Origin of the sequence: Vibrio sp. HDW18, from assembly GCF_011306175.1 — a bacterium.
In the GTDB taxonomy this organism is placed as follows: domain Bacteria; phylum Pseudomonadota; class Gammaproteobacteria; order Enterobacterales; family Vibrionaceae; genus Vibrio; species Vibrio chanodichtyis.
This window is the reverse complement of record NZ_CP049913.1, coordinates 2096353-2113766: the sequence shown is the minus strand read 5'-3', so window position 1 is coordinate 2113766 and position 17414 is coordinate 2096353. Positions and strand designations below refer to the sequence as shown.

Annotated in this window: 15 protein-coding genes and 1 riboswitch; of the genes, 4 read left to right on the top strand and 11 right to left on the bottom strand. The window is 49.0% G+C overall.

The genetic code is table 11. The features are described from left to right. Window positions 1-75: 75 nt before the first annotated feature. Window positions 76-1152: an iron-sulfur cluster carrier protein ApbC gene (gene apbC, locus G7083_RS10165; protein ID WP_166014663.1), complete on the bottom strand. Its 1077-nt coding sequence runs from the start codon at window positions 1150-1152 to the stop codon at window positions 76-78. Between the two features lie 157 nt (window positions 1153-1309). Between apbC and metG the strand changes: the two genes are divergently transcribed. Both metG and G7083_RS10155 read left to right on the top strand, forming a co-directional pair. Continuing rightward, complete coding sequence (metG, locus tag G7083_RS10160) at window positions 1310-3361, top strand: methionine--tRNA ligase (RefSeq protein WP_166014662.1); 2052 nt, start codon at window positions 1310-1312, stop codon at window positions 3359-3361. Window positions 3362-3708: 347 nt separating this feature from the next. Further along, window positions 3709-4521, top strand: a complete 813-nt coding sequence (locus G7083_RS10155) for a hypothetical protein (RefSeq protein ID WP_166014661.1) — start codon at window positions 3709-3711, stop codon at window positions 4519-4521. Window positions 4522-4614: 93 nt separating this feature from the next. Here the strand turns inward: G7083_RS10155 and udp are convergent, their stop codons facing one another. Continuing rightward, window positions 4615-5376 (bottom strand): uridine phosphorylase, encoded by a 762-nt coding sequence (udp, locus tag G7083_RS10150; protein ID WP_166014660.1) that lies wholly within the window; start codon window positions 5374-5376, stop codon window positions 4615-4617. A gap of 168 nt (window positions 5377-5544) precedes the next feature. Next, window positions 5545-7854: a zinc/cadmium/mercury/lead-transporting ATPase gene (locus tag G7083_RS10145; RefSeq protein WP_166014659.1), complete on the bottom strand. Its 2310-nt coding sequence runs from the start codon at window positions 7852-7854 to the stop codon at window positions 5545-5547. A gap of 263 nt (window positions 7855-8117) precedes the next feature. Between G7083_RS10145 and G7083_RS10140 the strand changes: the two genes are divergently transcribed. Then, window positions 8118-9086 (top strand): diguanylate cyclase, encoded by a 969-nt coding sequence (locus G7083_RS10140; protein ID WP_166014658.1) that lies wholly within the window; start codon window positions 8118-8120, stop codon window positions 9084-9086. A gap of 29 nt (window positions 9087-9115) precedes the next feature. On the opposite strand, the gene moaE is transcribed toward G7083_RS10140, so the two are convergent. The 5 genes from moaE to moaA form a co-directional block, all read right to left on the bottom strand. Continuing rightward, window positions 9116-9592 (bottom strand): molybdopterin synthase catalytic subunit MoaE, encoded by a 477-nt coding sequence (gene moaE / locus G7083_RS10135; protein WP_166014657.1) that lies wholly within the window; start codon window positions 9590-9592, stop codon window positions 9116-9118. A 1-nt stretch (window position 9593) separates the two neighbouring features. Continuing rightward, window positions 9594-9839, bottom strand: coding sequence for a molybdopterin synthase sulfur carrier subunit (moaD, locus tag G7083_RS10130; protein WP_166014656.1), 246 nt, complete (start codon window positions 9837-9839; stop codon window positions 9594-9596). Then, window positions 9836-10315, bottom strand: a complete 480-nt coding sequence (moaC, locus tag G7083_RS10125) for a cyclic pyranopterin monophosphate synthase MoaC (protein ID WP_166014655.1) — start codon at window positions 10313-10315, stop codon at window positions 9836-9838. The genes moaD and moaC overlap by 4 nt, the downstream gene beginning before the upstream one ends. A gap of 9 nt (window positions 10316-10324) precedes the next feature. Then, the gene (gene moaB / locus G7083_RS10120; protein WP_166014654.1) at window positions 10325-10837 is read right to left on the bottom strand and encodes a molybdenum cofactor biosynthesis protein B; all 513 of its coding nucleotides are present in this window, start codon (window positions 10835-10837) and stop codon (window positions 10325-10327) included. A 59-nt stretch (window positions 10838-10896) separates the two neighbouring features. After that, window positions 10897-11886: a GTP 3',8-cyclase MoaA gene (gene moaA / locus G7083_RS10115; RefSeq protein ID WP_166014653.1), complete on the bottom strand. Its 990-nt coding sequence runs from the start codon at window positions 11884-11886 to the stop codon at window positions 10897-10899. Next, window positions 11875-12009: riboswitch (molybdenum cofactor riboswitch) on the bottom strand. It overlaps the preceding gene by 12 nt. A 180-nt stretch (window positions 12010-12189) precedes the next feature. Here moaA and G7083_RS10110 point away from each other — a divergent pair. After that, on the top strand, window positions 12190-13086 hold the full coding sequence (locus G7083_RS10110; RefSeq protein WP_166014652.1) for a YvcK family protein: 897 nt from the start codon (window positions 12190-12192) through the stop codon (window positions 13084-13086). Here the strand turns inward: G7083_RS10110 and luxU are convergent. From luxU to uvrB, 3 genes are all read right to left on the bottom strand, one after another. Next, window positions 13069-13410 (bottom strand): quorum-sensing phosphorelay protein LuxU, encoded by a 342-nt coding sequence (gene luxU, locus G7083_RS10105; RefSeq protein WP_166015038.1) that lies wholly within the window; start codon window positions 13408-13410, stop codon window positions 13069-13071. The two genes, G7083_RS10110 and luxU, sit on opposite strands and share 18 nt — an antisense overlap. A 3-nt stretch (window positions 13411-13413) precedes the next feature. After that, on the bottom strand, window positions 13414-14814 hold the full coding sequence (gene luxO, locus G7083_RS10100) for a quorum-sensing sigma-54 dependent transcriptional regulator LuxO (RefSeq protein ID WP_166015037.1): 1401 nt from the start codon (window positions 14812-14814) through the stop codon (window positions 13414-13416). Between the two features lie 132 nt (window positions 14815-14946). Continuing rightward, window positions 14947-16977: an excinuclease ABC subunit UvrB gene (gene uvrB / locus G7083_RS10095; RefSeq protein WP_166014651.1), complete on the bottom strand. Its 2031-nt coding sequence runs from the start codon at window positions 16975-16977 to the stop codon at window positions 14947-14949. Window positions 16978-17414: the final 437 nt, after the last annotated feature.

Sequence of the window (17414 nt, the reverse complement as noted above, 5' to 3'; positions counted from 1 at the left end):
AGCCAAGCTTGGATGGATAAGTTTCAGTCAGTGCAACCGATTACATTGACACTGACCAAAATGACCGAGTTCGGCTTAGTTCATCCACTGGATCGCAATCGACTCCGGTTTGGGTTTACCTTGCCAATACAAGCTGGCGCAGACACGCTGCGCTAGGGCTAAATAACGCTCAGTATGTTCGCTGTCTGGGCGCGCGACCACCGTTGGTACACCGGCATCCAGATCGGCACGCAAATCAATATGCAGCGGGATTTGCGCCAACAGTGATAAACCAAATTCAGTAGCCAAGGTTTGCGCTCCGCCAACCCCAAAAATAGACTCTTTTTCACCGCAGTGACTACAGATGTGATAACTCATATTTTCCACCAGCCCAAGCACTGGCACAGCCACTTTGGCAAACATCGCGGCCCCTTTGCGCGCGTCCGCTAGCGCTAAATCCTGTGGCGTGGTGACAATCACCGCGCCAGTGACTGGAATTTGCTGAGCAAGAGTAAGCTGAATATCGCCGGTGCCCGGCGGCATATCGATCACCAGATAATCCAGATCAGGCCACTCGGTTTCATTGAGTAGCTGCCCCAACGCTTTAGAGGCCATTGGACCGCGCCAAATCGCCGCATCCGCCTCATCAACCAAATAACCAATCGAATGGGTGGCAATGCCGTGCGCCTCAATCGGCTGCATCCATTTATTGTCACGCACAACGGGTTTAGCTTTGGTTTTGCCGAGCATCAGCGGCACGGATGGGCCATAAATATCGGCGTCCAATAAACCGACTTTGGCACCTGACTGCGCGATTGCCAATGCTAGGTTAGCGGCCGTGGTCGATTTACCCACCCCACCCTTGCCGGACGTCACTGCGATGATATTTTTCACTCCGTTGACGGATGTACCAAGCGGGGTGACTAACGCTTTGGGTTGCACTTGAATCTCAAAGGTGATCGGCGCGATTGCTCCACTGGCTTGCTGTTTGACCAGCCAAGCGTTCAATTGGCTAACCAGATCATGCGCCGCAAACGGCAGTTGGATGATGAGTTGTTGATTAGGCGTCACCTTAACCAGCCCGGGAGCCAGCGCCCAGTCACTGATTAAATCAGGATGCGAAAATTGGCTCAGCCATAGGCAGAGATCGTGTTTGGATTGGATGGATAGCATAACTTCCCCTTTTTTACCCATGCTAGCACTGCTTGGCTGTCAACTGAACCCTGAAAAAGATAGGGGAATCAACTGCCGCGCGCCTTGGCGTGACTGCGTGCTTAGGGTAGTATTATCGCTTCAATTTAGTCCCTATCAACAAAAGCGAATATTAAGTATGGCAAACGATCCAAGAAAACTTCTGGTCACTTGTGCCCTGCCTTACGCGAACGGTTCAATCCACCTTGGCCATATGCTTGAGCATATCCAAGCTGACATTTGGGTTCGTTATCAGCGTCTGCGCGGCAATACAGTAAACTTTATCTGTGCCGATGATGCGCACGGTACACCTATCATGCTGAAAGCACAGCAAATGGGTATGACACCAGAAGCGATGATCGAGATGGTGAGCGAAGAGCACCAACGCGATTTTGCTGGCTTCGATATTAGCTTTGATAACTACCACAGCACTCATAGCGATGAAAACCGCGAGCTGGCGTCACACATCTATCTACAACTGAAAAACAACGGCTTTATTTCCAGCCGCACAATTTCTCAATTGTTCGATCCTGAAAAACAGATGTTCCTACCGGATCGTTTCGTCAAAGGCACCTGCCCGAAATGTAAATCGGAAGATCAGTACGGGGATAACTGTGACGCGTGTGGTGAGACTTACAGCCCAACCGAGCTGATCAATCCTAAATCAGCAGTATCTGGCGCGACGCCAGTGATGAAAGATTCTGAGCACTTCTTCTTTGACCTGCCGCAGTTTGAAAGCATGCTTAAAGAGTGGACCCGCTCAGGATCGCTGCAATCAGAAACCGCCAACAAGATGCAAGAGTGGTTTGAAGGCGGCTTGCAACAATGGGATATTTCCCGCGATGCGCCTTACTTCGGCTTTGAAATTCCGGGCGAAAAAGACAAGTTCTTCTATGTATGGCTGGATGCGCCAATTGGTTACATGGGTTCATTTAAAAACCTGTGTGACAAGCGTGGCGATCTCGACTTTAACGAATACTGGAATAAAGACAGCCAAACCGAGCTTTACCACTTCATCGGTAAAGACATCGTTTACTTCCATAGCTTGTTCTGGCCGGCGATGCTTGACGGCTCTGGTTTCCGTAAACCGACCAATGTGTTTGTCCACGGTTATGTCACGGTGAATGGCGCGAAAATGTCCAAATCCAAAGGCACGTTTGTCAAAGCCAGCACCTACCTCAACCACTTGGATCCAGAGTGTCTGCGTTATTACTACGCGGCCAAACTGAACAACCGCATTGATGACCTCGACCTGAACCTTGAAGACTTCACCCAACGTGTGAATGCGGATGTGGTGAACAAGATCGTAAACCTTGCCTCACGTAATGCAGGCTTTATCACTAAACGTTTCGATGGCAAATTGTCAGCTCAATTGGCGGAGCCAGAGCTGTACGCCGAATTTGCTGGCGCAGCCGATCGAATCGCTGCGCTGTTTGAAGCGCGTGAGTTTGGTCGTGCCATTCGTGAAATCACCGCACTGGCCGATAAAGCTAACCAATATGTGGATGAAAAAGCCCCTTGGGTAGTGGCCAAACAGGAAGGCCAAGACCAAGCGCTGCAAGATATTTGTACCGTGGGGATTAACTTGTTCCGGGTACTAATGACTTACCTCAAGCCGGTAATGCCAGCGTTGGCACTGCGTACGGAAGCTTTCCTCAACCAAGAGTTAACTTGGGAAAATATCGCGACACCGCTGACTGATCACGCAGTGACCCCATTCAAAGCGCTGTTCAACCGGATCGATCCGAAACAGGTTGAAGCGATGATTGCCACGTCTAAAGCTGAAGCTGAGGCAGAAAAAGCCGCAGCGGAAGCCGCAAAGCCAAAGAGCGCAGCCACCGAGCTAAGCAAAGATCCTCTCGCGGCAGAAATTGAGTTTGATGATTTCGCCAAAGTCGATCTGCGGATTGCTAAGATCCTTGCTTGTGAAGCGGTCGAGAAATCGGACAAGCTGCTCAAGTTTGAGCTCGATATCGGCGGTGAAACTCGCCAAGTCTTCTCTGGGATTAAATCGGCCTACCAACCAGAAGATTTGATTGGTAAATACACGGTGGTGGTCGCCAACCTTAAACCGCGTAAGATGAAGTTTGGCATGTCAGAAGGCATGATCCTCGCCGCTGGTCCTGGTGGTAGCGACTTGTGGCTGCTGGAACCGCATCAAGGTGCCCAAGCAGGCATGCGTGTGATGTAAGCCTTACCACACCGTTTGCAACATCGGCTTGCAATATCGAGCGATTCGGTGATAACCACTAAGCCTTTGCCAAGCGCAAAGGCTTTTTTCATGCGGATTTTATAAGTTACGCTGGTAACCTCCTCATCGATTAGCCATCCCTCCATTACCGGCTAAAACTGAACCTTGCTCACACTTTTGGCGCATTCTGCACCATTAATGAGCAGCAAAAATCTCACCCAAAAAATAATTCATTGATTTTAAATCATAAAATTCTTGGCATTCAAACTGCACTACTCCATACGTCGCTATGTAATGACTACGTAGCAGATGATCGGCAACCGTGAAATACCGCTTCGGAGGTGACTATGTGGCTAACAATATCACTGCTGATTGGATTGGCGATGCTTGGTGCGATTTACCGCTACGCTCAACCCAAACACTCGGCGCAGCAACGTAAATTCGAGCTGCTGATTGGTCTACGCGAAGTGCTGGCGCTATGTCGCCAGCATCGTAGCCTCACCCATCAAGCGCTCAGTCAGACAGACCGCGATCAAACCAAGCTTAGTGAGCTGCCCACTTTACAAAAACGTTGGTTAGCCAAAGCAGAACAACTGATCCAGATCGCCCATTTTGATAACAAGCCGTCATATCGTATTTTGCAAAATTCACTGCAAGCCGTGATCAACCAATGGCCACAAGCCTCGGTAGGAAAAAACCAACGGCTACACGGCAAATTGATCCGCCACTGCATGTACTTAATGGATGATGTGAGTATGGCTTGGTTAGTCGATGCGGGGCGTGCAGAGCTGCGTGATCAATACCATATGAATTGGCAACAAATTTTTGATGCAATGGAAACCCTGACGCAGCTACGTCTATGTATTGAGGATCTGCCCAATACTAACCAACCAGTTCGAGTCGTGCATTATGGTCAGTTGATGCAACGTAAGCTTGAACAATTGGCGTTGATCAGCCCACTGACACTAAGCTCAGCGGCAGGTAGCGCGGCAATCTGTCAGCTTAACACCATCAGTGATAGCTGCCAGCGACTAGACAGTAATGCGCTGTATCAATTAACTGGCGAGATCTCCGCGACCATCGCTGAAGTTTACGACCATATGCTCAATCAATTAGTCAAAAGCTTGTATCAGCCATTACCACAACTGGTACTTATTTAGCGATTCGGCTAACCGTAATTAAACAGAATATCAGCGCCATAACACGGCGCTGATTTGGTCTCGGCGGGGATATTAAATGATAAACATCATCAATTATTGGAGTAAATGACGCGCCGCTTCGACCACTACTTTAATCGAACGCGCTTCCGTTTCTTTCAGCGTCGCATGATCTGGGATCTCTTGTTGAGTGCGATTAATGATCACCCCAGCGACACAACCGGCTTGCAAACCTGAGCTGGCACACATGGTCAGCAACGTCGCGGATTCCATTTCAAAGTTCAATACCCCCATCTGTTGCCACTCTTGCATTGAACCTTGGAAACGCCGCACCACTCGTCCAGTGAAAGTGTCATAACGCTCTTGGCCTGGGTAGAAAGTATCGGAAGATGCGGTGATGCCCATATGCACCGCGGCACCACTGGCTTGCGCTGCTGCTTTCATCGCCGTGGCAACCTCAAAATCCGGCACCGCAGGAAACTCCATCGGTGCGAAATGCAAACTGGCACCGTCCAGACGTACCGAGCCCGTGGTAACAATCATATCGCCCACGTTAACGTGCGGCTGGATCGCCCCGGTGGTACCGACGCGCAAGAAAGTACGCACGCCTAATTGCGCCAGCTCTTCTACCGCAATCGAGGTGGAAGGGCCACCGATCCCGGTCGAGCACACCACAACCGATTTTCCCTCTAGCTCAGCGCGATATACAGTATATTCACGATGGCTAGCCAGAAACACTGGGTTATCCATTAACTCGGCAATCTTCTGCACTCGAGCCGGATCCCCCGGAATAATCGCTAAGGTGGCCCCGTTTAAATCAGCGTCAGTGACGCCAAGGTGGAATACAGTTTTGGTCATAATAGGCTCCTGCTCTTGCATTTATTCAGCATATTGATCATTAGGGTACTCAGTCACTTTAGTCGATAGATGCCAGCAAATAAGCGAGCTCAGTCACACTGCACAGAGCAATAATCAATTGAATTGCACAACTAATCGATTTGCATCACACCGCTTAAGGCTGACGATTTAAACCGAACGCTGACCAAATTTGAGCAGCCGTAACGCATTCAGTGTAACCAGTGCAGTCGCCCCACTGTCGGCCAATACCGCCATCCATAATCCCGTCATACCAATAAGGCTGGTCACTAAAAACACCGCTTTTAGCCCTAGCGCTAACATGACATTTTGCCGAATGATCGCCAAAGTGGCGCGTGATAGCTCAACCATGCCAACCAGCTCCAGCAGCCGATTATGTGTCAGTGCCGCATCCGCCGTTTCCAGCACCACATCCGTGCCACCGCCCATCGCGATGCCGATGCTGGCCTGTTTCATCGCTGGTGCATCGTTGATACCATCGCCAACCATCGCGACGCGCTGAGTTTGCGCCAATTGCTCGATATATCTGACTTTATCTTGCGGTAATAACCCGGCTCGAAAATCGATATTCAGTTGCTGGCTGATCGCAGCAGCGCTGCGCTGATTATCCCCGGTCAGCATCAACGCTTTGATCCCGATCCGTTGCAACGCTTCAATCGCGGCGCGCGCATCATCACGTAAAATATCTTGCCAAGCGATCACGCCGACCACTTGCTGATTGTCCAGCATCACCACTACGGTTTTGCCTTGTGCTTCTAAACCGCTGACTTGCTCAGCAACCACTGGCGGCAACTCAACCTCAACCCGATTAGGAGCAAGGAGGTGATAAGTGATACCGGCAATCTGTCCACTGATCCCACGCCCAGCCAAGGCAGTTTTTTCATGCGCTTCGGGAAGTACGAGCTGCTCAGCTTGTGCTTTGGCTACTAATGATCTCGCCAGTGGATGATGTGAACCCATCTCGATCGCGGCTGCATGCGCCAACAGTGTTGCGGCAGACCAATCTTGCCATGGGATCAAATCGGTGACTTGTGGTTTACCTTCAGTCAAGGTACCGGTTTTATCAAAGGCTATAGTTTCAATTTTGCCTAACTGCTCTAATGCCGCGCCACCTTTGATCAAAGCTCCTCGACGGGCTGCAGCGGCTAAGCCAGAAGTAATTGCTGCAGGAGTTGAAATCACTAATGCACACGGACAACCGATCAGCAACAGCGCTAAGCCACGATAAATCCATGTTTGCCAATCCGCACCAAATGCTAATGGTGGGATAATGATCACTACGATTGCCACCATCATCATTAATGGTGTGTACCAACGGCTGAATTTATCCAAAAAGCGTTCAAGCGGTGCTTTGCGTGATTCTGCTTGTTCAATCAGGTGTAGGATACGATCGATGGCATTCTCACCTTGGCGAGAAGTAATTTCGACCTGCACCACTTTATCGACCACCACACACCCAGCAGAAACGCGCGCGCCAACTGTAAGTTCTACGGGGAGAGATTCACCTGTCAGCGCACTATTATCCAAACTTGCTGCCGCCAGAAGTTGTCCGTCTGCGGGTAAGCGAGCTCCGGGCGCGACTTCAATCACATCGCCGGGCTGCAACTGCTCCGCAGGCACAGAGACACGTTGACCATTTTCAATTCTCAATGCGGTTTCAGGCACTAACGCCATCAAAGCCTGCACGCCACTGCGTGCTCGTGACGCGGCATACGCCTCTAACCGTTCACCAATTAAAAACAATAGCAGCACCATCGCCGCTTCTAAGGTTTCACCAAGATATAACGCGCCGATAGCCGCCACTGACATTAAGGTTTCAATCGAGAAAGGAGAACCAGATTTTGCCAAACGCCACGCTTGCTGAATGATGGGCAGCAAACCCAAAAAACAGGTAATAGTGAAAATCCAACGGCTGATTTCAGCGGAATTGACTAACACACCCACCGCCATCAGAGCAGCAATGCCGATGATTCGTGCATTTTCACTTTGCCAGAAAGGAGATTTAGTCTGTTCGGAGTTAGAAGCCACCGCACCCGACGAACTTAACGTGAAGCCGCTATTGATAACCGCTTGTTCGATGCTTAATGCGGTTGTTTGTTGATTAAAGCCCACCACCAACTTCTGTGTGGCAAAGATTACTTGCACCTGAACAACATCACTCAACTGCTTGACCGCTTTTTCAATTTTTTGTGCGCAGGAGGGACAATCCATCCCTGTGATATACCAACTCTGCTGATAGCGCGATGCTGATTCTTCGCTTCGATGTTGCTCAGGCTCATCTTCCAATGTTGAACCACCGCCGCTATCCACAGTGCTGCAACAGCCATCACCATCACACGCAGAGGCGACTCCCGCAGCACGAATAGTCACGATTTTCGGGCTTCCCGAACAGCTAGTGTGATGAGTTGGCGTTGGTTGAGTTAACGATTTTGAACGACACGCATGGTGTTTAGCACACATATTTCATCTCCTTTTTATAGTCTGCTGTCAGCTTACACCTTGGAGTTAACTTTAAGGTCAAGCAGATTTTTTCACTCTATTGATAAAATAATGCTCGCCAATCGCTGAAGCACGAGCTTTACGTGGCCATTTTTAACCAGATAAGAACATCACTCTTTGGTTTAGTGATTTATCGGTAAAAAGTCATGCTCACCCCGTATCGGGACGCAGCAAAATCATCTATAAATAGAGGAATATCTACTCATTCAACAGGCATTAAGTTGATGACTTCTATTTTATCCACCATGATCATGGCCAACCCCAACATTCTGCAGTTTATTTTCCAATCATTACCCGAGCCCATTTTTCTGCTCAATAGACAGGGCGTTTATCTGGAAGTGTATGGTGGATCAGACAGCAACCGTCACCACAATCCGGCTAACCTGATCGGCTTAAACCTGTATGATGTGCTGCCAGTGGCGCAAGCGACTCAATTTTTGAGTGTGATTGAACAAGCGATTGATCAAAATTGTGCCAAAGAGCTAGAGTATGAAATCGAGCCGACCCAACTGGCCTATTTTAATCTTGCCCTTGGCCCAATCGAAAAACAGTATTTTTCAGCCTTGATCATCCCATTACCCGGTACTGAAATGGTACTTTGGATCATCCGTAATATTTCCAATTACAAACGCTCAGTGGAAAAACTGGCTCAGCATCAATTAAAACTGGAACACTTGACCCATATCGATCACCTGACTCAAGTGTATAACCGCTACGCGATGGATTATTTACTGCCACAAGCACTGGATACCGCGCGCCAAGATAACCTGAGTGCCGCGCTGTTGATGATCGATATTGATTGTTTTAAAGAGTACAACGATGAATATGGCCATCTGCAAGGTGATGAGGTGCTACGCCAAATCAGCCAAACGCTACAACGTTGGAAATCGGAAGGTGAGCTTTGCTTTCGCTATGGTGGGGATGAATTTTTAATTTTTATGACCAATGTCAGTGCCGAGCAGAGTCAGCAGCGCGCCAAACAGCTAATGTTGATGGTGACCGAGCTGAATATAAAACATTCAAGATCCAGAGTGTCAGATCATGTCACCATCACTATCGGCATCCGCCACAGTGATCAATTAGAGCCAGATGTCACCACTGAAAAACTGGTGGCGGTCGCCGACCAAGCGCTGTTTTATGCCAAACATCATCAACGCGGCACTGTGCACATTTTGAGTAGCGCTATCATTTGAGTACGCAATCATTTGAGTAGCGCAATCATTTAACGCGGAGGCGTCGATACGTCACTTTCCCAACGCTGCACTGCCTGTTGATCACTCGCGCGCGAGTCAATCCAGCGACTCTGTTCGGTGGTCAACTCTTTTTTCCAAAATGGGGCCCGCGTTTTCAAATAATCCATGATGAATTCACACGCGGCAAAAGCGGCATTACGGTGGGCACTGGTGACCCCAACAAACACAATTTGGTCACCACTGAGCATATCACCAATCCGATGGATAACGCGCACGCGCTGTAACGGCCAACGCGCTTGGGCTAAATCGCAAATCTCCAATAAGGCTTTTTCGGTCATGCCCGGATAGTGCTCAAGATGTAAACCAAGCACATTATCCCCTAAGTTCATATCCCGCACTTTACCTACAAACGTCACTACTGCACCGGCTTGAGTGCCCTGCGCCAACGCTTGGTATTCATCCGCTACCGAAAAATCTGCGCTTTGTACTGCAACCCGATTGTCCATGTTAACCTCCCGTCACCGGTGGAAAAAAAGCCACCTCATCGCCAGCGTGCAGCGGAGTGTCAAACGGCACTATCGCTTGATTGACTGCGGCCAATAGCTTACCCGGTTGTAACGCGATATCCCATTTGCCAGGTTGTTGCGCCAAATGCTGCCGCAACGCTTCGACGCTGGTGAACGGCTGCTCAACCAGCATACTCTCGCACGCCACCAATTCACGGGTTTGGGCAAAAAACAACACGGTAATCATGCATTCACCTTAAAGTGTCCAGACTTACCGCCCGATTTTTCCAGCAAACGCACCTGCTCAATCACAATATCTTTTTGTACCGCTTTACACATATCGTAAATGGTCAGCGCCGCCACTGATGCGGCTGTCAACGCTTCCATCTCTACCCCAGTTTTACCGCTCAGTTTACACAGCGCTTCAATACGTACACAGTTCTGTTCCGGCAGTGCTTCTAACTCTACTTCCACTTTGGACAGTAGCAGAGGGTGGCAGAGTGGGATCAGTTCCCATGTCCGTTTGGCGGCTTGAATCCCAGCAATACGTGCTGTGGCAAACACATCACCTTTATGATGCTGGCCGGACAGGATCAGTTGCAGCGTTGCAGGTGCCATGCGTACATACGCTTCGGCGCGCGCTTCGCGTACGCTATCCGCTTTGTTTGAGACATCGACCATATTGGCTTGGCCGGCCGCATTGATGTGGGTCAGTTGGCTCATTAAATCCCCTTACACCGTCAAGTGCGGCATAAAGTTACATGGACGGTGCGCGGCATCCAACTGCTGTTGGATAATCTTAGTCCAGCCAGTCCGGCACGCACCGGTCGAACCGGGCATCGCAAAAATCACGGTATGGTTAGCAAAACCGGCCACCGCCCGCGACTGGATGGTTGAGGTACCAATTTCTTCATAAGAAACCATACGGAATAGCTCACCAAAGCCTTCCACTTCTTTATCAAACAGTGGCTTAAGCGCTTCAGGCGTGCTATCGCGCGAAGTAAATCCGGTTCCACCGGTGATCAAAATCGCTTGAATAGTAGGTTCTGCAATCCACTGTGATACCACAGCGCGGATTTGGTACATATCGTCAATCACAATCTGTTTATCGGCCAGTTTATGCCCAGCCAGTTGTAACTGCTCGGCCAAATAGCCGCCAGAAGTATCATTCTCTTCAGTACGCGTATCGGATACCGTCAGTACCGCAATGTTTGCGGCTTGAAATTTGCTTACTGCGTGGCCCATAAGTTCACCTTTTCGAAATAGTTAAGCCTCGCTCGCGAGGCTAAGTAATAATTAGCCGCTCAACCACCAATCGATGCCAAATGTGGCGTCATTCCCACCTTGCCATCTTGCAAAAAGTGGGTTTGGGCTTTGTTGTGCAACTGAGTCTGAATTCGTTCAATTAATGTGGCTTGCTGTTGATCGTGCTGCAGCAGATCGCGTAACTCAATGCCTTGCTCGCCAAATAGGCAAAGATGCAGCTTACCTTGCGCCGAAACACGCAAGCGATTACAACTGCTGCAGAAATCTTTCTCATAAGGCATGATCAAGCCGATTTCACCAAGATAATCCGCATGGATAAACACTTGCGCCGGACCATCGTTATCGGCGCGCACTCTACGCTGCCAGCCGTTGTTAATCAGATAGTCGCGTATCGCTGCACCAGACAAATGATGACGGGCAAATAAGTCGTTCATCTCACCGGTTTGCATCAGCTCGATAAAACGCAGTTGAATCGCGCGCGTTTTAATCCACGCCATAAATTTAGGCAGTTCAAGGTGGTTAAGATCTTTCATCAGCACCACGTTAACTTTGACTTGTGCAAAGCCAACCTCAAAAGCGCGATCAATTCCCGCCATCACTTGTTGGAAACGATTTTCACCAGTGATTTGCGCGAACATGCGTGGTTCTAAACTGTCGACACTGACATTGAGTTGAGTAAGCCCAGCCTCTCGCCACTCGCCAATCTGTTTGGCTAAACGATAACCATTGGTGGTGGTGGCGACTTTTTTGATGCCCGGTGTAGCAGCGATGGTTTGGATGATTTGACTAAAATCTTTGCGCAGCGATGGCTCACCACCAGTAATGCGGACTTTTGAGGTACCACACTCAGCAAAGGCATTTACCACCCGCTGGATTTCGGCGACACGCAAAAAAGAGTTAGCGTTACCCGCTGCTGGTCGGTAACCATCAGGTAAGCAATAGGTACATTTGAAATTACAAACGTCAGTGATCGAGAGACGTAAATAATAAAATTTACGTTGAAATCTGTCTTCGAATTGTTGCGCCACGGAACACCTTTCCAAATACGGGAGGCATCGTCATTTCTCACCATGCCCTTGTGACCTTCCGTCACTGGCTTATAACGCATATTTAAAAAACTTAGCGCGATAAGCTCGGAGTTACGGCCAAGCAGAGTGATGTTTCCAACCTCTTAGCTCTGGCTGCTGCGGTTAAAATACTCAATAATCTGCCGCGATGCTACCTCTCCCCCTAAAAAAGGGACGCCAACAATAAATTTAGCCCTAAATGGGTATCTAATCTGGATCAACTTGGTTAAATTGCTGCTCAGCAGCCAAAATAAGCAGGATCCTATGTCTCTCTATCAAAGCAAAAAAGTAGTGGCCATCGGCGGTGGTCACGGTCTTGGCCGGATGCTAGCGGCACTGAAAGTGTTTGGCTCCAATGCCACCGGTATCGTCACCACCACCGATAATGGTGGCTCGACTGGCCGAATTCGTCACTGCCAAGGGGGGATTGCTTGGGGTGATACGCGTAATTGCATCAATCAGTTAATTACTGAGCCCTCGATCAGTTCGATGATGTTTGAGTATCGCTTTAAAGGCACAGGTGAGCTGAATGGGCATAATTTGGGCAATTTAATGCTCACCGCATTAGATAATCTCTCGGTGCGACCGCTGGATGCCATCAATCTGATCCGCAATATGCTTAAAGTCGATGTCAATATTTTACCAATGTCTGAGCACCCATCGGATCTGGCCGCGTTAGCACTGGATGGCAAATGGGTCACCGGTGAAACCAGCGTGGATGAAATGGCGCAAGATTTACGCCGCCTCGATTTAGCCCCAGAAGTGCCCGCCACCAAAGAGGCGATCTCTGCTATTCAACAAGCAGATTGTGTGATTTTAGGCCCGGGTAGCTTTTTAACCAGTGTGATGCCGCCGCTACTGCTTCCTGAGTTGGGTAAAGCGATTGCTCGTAATCCCACGGCCACGGTCATTTTTATCGAAAACTTGTCACCAGAACATGGTCCTGCGGGCAGAATGAGCCTAGAGCAAAAATTAGAATGGTGTGAAAGAGCCTGCCTAGGCCGCAAAATTGATGTGGTGCTGGGTCATCATCCTCATCCCGATTTACAACAGCGTTGGAATTTTATGACCCGTGATTTGGCTTCTGCCAACCGTGACTGGCGTCATGATCGGCAAAAACTGAGACAAGCGATTGAAGAGCAGTTAATCAACCAGTTGTAAATATCGTTGGTGAGTTTGGCCCAGCAGTTCCAGCATCTGTTCCACTTCATAGGCGAGATCAAACGTTAAATCGGTGTGAGCAAGGCGGTCTAATTCGATCGCCTTACCGCGTAAGCGCTCCGCGCCAAAACTGGCCGCGCTGCTTTTAAGCGCGTGGCTGATCTCTTGCAGGTATTCACGCTGATTAGCGTGCGGCTCACTACGCAGGCGGCGTTGATAGGCGTTTAATTCATCAACAAAAATATTGAGTAACAGCGGAATATTTTCCGCACCGATCTCTTTGGCTAATACATCGATTTGACTTTGATTAATCCATTCTCTCATCACTTAGCGCTCCTGCTCTTTTGCGGTAACTTTCTCTTTTGCTGTGACTTTCTCTGTCGCTTGTTCATTCCAAGTTTGCAGCTTACGATAAATGGTCGATGGGCTGACGGCTAAATAACTGGCGGCGCGCGGAATATTACCACCACAAGCGGCAATCGCTTGCTCAATCGCTTGTTTTTCCGTGATCCATAACGGAAAAATTTCATGTACTGAGATCACATGCTGTTGATCTAGTTTAATTTCTTCACGTAAAAGCGGTACCGAAGGGTGATTAAGCGGAGGAGGCAACATATTAAGGGTTATTTCACATCCCTCATTCAGCACCACCACATTGCGCAATACGTTTTGTAATTGGCGCACATTACCTGGCCATTCGTAGCGACGAAAACGCTCCACCACTTCAGCTGACAAGCGCACAAAATCTTTGCCTTCCTCTTTGGACATAAACCCCAACAAAGAGTAGGCAATCTCAATCACATCATCACCACGCTCACGCAGTGAGGGCAAATGCAGCGGGATCACGTACAAACGGTAGTATAAGTCTTCGCGAAAACGCCCAGCTTGCACTTCTTTCCAAGGGTCGCGATTGGTGGCGCACACAAAACGCACATCCACGCTTTTCATTTTTGACGAGCCAACTTTTTGGAATGTGCCAGTTTGAATAAAGCGCAGTAATTTGGTCTGCAACTCTAAATCCATTTCACACAGCTCATCCAAAAACAGCGTACCACCATCAGCTGCTTCCGCGGCACCTTGCCGTTCGCTGGCCGCTCCAGTGAACGCGCCTTTTACGTGACCAAATAGCTCACTTTCAATCAAATCTTTCGGGATCGCAGCACAGTTAATCGCGATAAACGGTTTTTCACCTCGTTTACTGGCAGCATGAATGGCTTCCGCACACACCTCTTTACCGGTACCACTTTCACCGGTAATGAAAATACTGGCTTTACTGCTCGCGGCGGAATCAATCGTGCGATACACCGCTTGCATAGTTTGGCTACTACCAATAAAACCTTGATAAGTATGGTTTTTGTTATCGAGATCGTTTTTGAGCTTTGATGCTTTACGAATCGCGTTATTGACCGTGACCCGCAAGCGATCCGCTTCACAAGGTTTGATCAAAAAATCTTGCGCACCGTAGCGCATCGCTTCCACCGCGCTGTCAATCGAACCATGCGCGGTCATAAACACGATGGGCACTTCGGGTGCCTTTTGCTTGACCGCATGCAACACATCCATGCCAGTCATATCCGGTAGACGTAAATCAAGCAGAATCAAGTCAGGCTCGCGGTGTGCAATGCTCGCAATCGCGTCACGCCCTGTTCCGACGATATTGATATCAATTTTGAGCGGCGCGAGAAAAGAGCGATACAGAGCCGCAATCGACGCGGTATCTTCGACCATTAATAGATACTTCACCGGCGGCAAAGAGGGGTTGTGTTGCATAGCCTAGCCATTATTGTTTTGCATTTTGCGGTAATATTGCATTTGTGCTTGCTTTTTACAAATGAGAATCAATCTTCAGCCAGCAATATGCTAACTATTGATGATAAATTGCTGGCGTAATTGATGAATCTCATCACGTTTCTGAGCCGCCAACTCAAATTCCAAATTCTGTGCGTGTTGATACATCACCGCTTCTAACTGGCTGATCTTTTTCTCTAATTGCTGTGGGGTCAATGGTTGATAGTTGGCACTCTCTTCTGCCACTTTGGCCAATGGCACCACTTTGCTGTGCTTCGGTTTGCGCGATTTAGCAATATCACCCAACTCCATAATATCTTTAATATTGCGTTTTAACGGCTGCGGAGTGATCCCGCGCTGCTGATTATACGCTTGCTGCTTAGCACGGCGACGCTCGGTTTCATCCATCGCTTTCCCCATCGATTTGGTGATGGTATCCGCATATAAAATCGCTTTACCATTGATATTACGCGCCGCACGGCCAATGGTTTGGATCAGTGAGCGCTCGGAACGTAAAAAGCCCTCTTTATCGGCATCCAAAATCGCCACTAACGCGACTTCTGGCATATCTAAACCTTCACGCAGCAAGTTGATCCCAACCAGCACATCAAAGACGCCCAAACGTAAATCACGAATGATTTCAACCCGCTCAACCGTATCAATATCAGAATGCAGATAGCGTACTTTCACCCCGTGCTCATGCAGATATTCGGTCAAATCTTCTGCCATCCGCTTGGTCAAGGTGGTGACTAAAATCCGCTCATCATTAGCGGCACGCACGCGAGCCTCGGAGAGCAGATCATCAACCTGAGTGGCCACAGGGCGCACTTCAATCAAGGGGTCCAATAAACCGGTAGGACGTACCACTTGATCCGCCACTTCACCCGCCGATTTGTTTAACTCATATTCGCCTGGCGTAGCCGAGACAAAAATGGTTTGTGGTGCAAGCGCTTCAAATTCATCAAATTTCAATGGACGATTATCCAGCGCGGAAGGCAGCCGAAAGCCAAATTCGACTAAGGTTTCTTTGCGTGAGCGATCGCCTTTAAACATCGCGCCAATTTGCGGCACGGTGACATGGGATTCATCGATGATCAGCAAGCCATCGTGTGGTAAGTAGTCAAATAGTGTCGGAGGTGGCTCACCTTCGGCACGTCCACTGAGATAACGCGAGTAGTTTTCAATCCCAGAGCAAAAACCCAGCTCATTCATCATTTCAAGATCAAACTGGGTGCGTTGGGCAATCCGCTGCTCTTCCAGCAGTTTATTATTCTCCAACAGATACTGACGTCGGCTGTGCAGCTCATGTTTAATCTGTTCAATTGCGGCGAGGATCCGCTCACGCGGCGTCACATAGTGGGTTTTCGGGTAAATGGTGTAACGTGGTAAATCCCGTGACATGATCATGCCAGTCAATGGATCAAACAAACTGATGCACTCAATTTCATCGTCAAACATCTCGACCCGCACCGCCTGTTGATCCGATTCGGCTGGGAAAATATCAATCACCTCACCACGAACACGAAATTGACCACGTTCAAACGCCAGATCATTGCGCGAATATTGTAATTCGGCCAAACGGCGTAGCATGTCGCGTTGATTAATCACATCACCACGTCGCAAATGCAGCATCATTTTTAAATAAGAATCGGGATCGCCCAAACCATAAATGGCCGAGACCGATGCGACGATCACCGCATCTTTGCGCTCCAATAAGGCCTTGGTGGCCGATAAACGCATTTGCTCAATATGCGCATTAATCGAAGCGTCTTTTTCAATGAAAGTGTCGGTGGTGGGCACATAGGCTTCGGGTTGGTAGTAATCGTAATAGGAGACGAAAAATTCCACCGCGTTGTTCGGGAAAAACGCTTTCATTTCGCCATACAGTTGCGCCGCGAGGGTTTTATTCGGCGCGAGCAAAATCGTTGGGCGTTGTAACTGGGCAATCACATTGGCCAAAGTGAAGGTTTTTCCTGAGCCCGTCACACCGAGCAGGGTTTGATGGGCTAATCCCGCCTGCAGACCATTCAACAACTGCTGGATCGCGCTGGGTTGATCACCGGCGGGTTGATAATCGGAAACCAGTTCAAATGCTTTACTCATGCCATCCTCATTACGCTTATCTGCTCGGCGCCATTGTTACTGGATGTACAGCCAGTGATCAAGCACTTCTTCCATCACTTATTCCCAAACAACTTGGCGTTGCAGGTAGGCGGCAAGTAAGTGAGTCCCCATGAGCATAGAAAAACTATGTGCTTAGGGTGAACGAACGTCGCCAACACCGCTGCAGCTTCAAGTAGCAAGGGGATAGCTGACATGGCTAGGATAACCGTGCGCTGTGCTCAATGGCTCAGGTGGTAACAATCCACACTAAAGATTGCCACGTTTGTCCATCGCAGTGCGATATCGATGAAGTTTACTGCAATTAATCCTAGCGTTATCACTCCAGAGTTGCTAGTCTTGCTTCCCCCATTTCGGCTTAACGCCGAAAGCGAGCATAAAAATAATCCACTAGTTTTCCCCAGATTTTGTTCTGCACG

Coding starts and splice junctions, on each gene's coding strand:
- G7083_RS10155 (WP_166014661.1), top strand. CDS start 3,709: ATGTGGCTAACAATATCACTGCTGATTGGATTGGCGATGCTTGGTGCG.
- luxO (WP_166015037.1), bottom strand. CDS start 14,814: ATGGTCGAAGATACCGCGTCGATTGCGGCTCTGTATCGCTCTTTTCTC.
- moaB (WP_166014654.1), bottom strand. CDS start 10,837: ATGGGCCACGCAGTAAGCAAATTTCAAGCCGCAAACATTGCGGTACTG.
- luxU (WP_166015038.1), bottom strand. CDS start 13,410: ATGAGAGAATGGATTAATCAAAGTCAAATCGATGTATTAGCCAAAGAG.
- moaD (WP_166014656.1), bottom strand. CDS start 9,839: ATGATTACCGTGTTGTTTTTTGCCCAAACCCGTGAATTGGTGGCGTGC.
- metG (WP_166014662.1), top strand. CDS start 1,310: ATGGCAAACGATCCAAGAAAACTTCTGGTCACTTGTGCCCTGCCTTAC.
- G7083_RS10145 (WP_166014659.1), bottom strand. CDS start 7,854: ATGTGTGCTAAACACCATGCGTGTCGTTCAAAATCGTTAACTCAACCA.
- moaE (WP_166014657.1), bottom strand. CDS start 9,592: ATGGACAATCGGGTTGCAGTACAAAGCGCAGATTTTTCGGTAGCGGAT.
- udp (WP_166014660.1), bottom strand. CDS start 5,376: ATGACCAAAACTGTATTCCACCTTGGCGTCACTGACGCTGATTTAAAC.
- G7083_RS10110 (WP_166014652.1), top strand. CDS start 12,190: ATGTCTCTCTATCAAAGCAAAAAAGTAGTGGCCATCGGCGGTGGTCAC.
- apbC (WP_166014663.1), bottom strand. CDS start 1,152: ATGCTATCCATCCAATCCAAACACGATCTCTGCCTATGGCTGAGCCAA.
- moaC (WP_166014655.1), bottom strand. CDS start 10,315: ATGAGCCAACTGACCCACATCAATGCGGCCGGCCAAGCCAATATGGTC.
- G7083_RS10140 (WP_166014658.1), top strand. CDS start 8,118: ATGACTTCTATTTTATCCACCATGATCATGGCCAACCCCAACATTCTG.
- uvrB (WP_166014651.1), bottom strand. CDS start 16,977: ATGAGTAAAGCATTTGAACTGGTTTCCGATTATCAACCCGCCGGTGAT.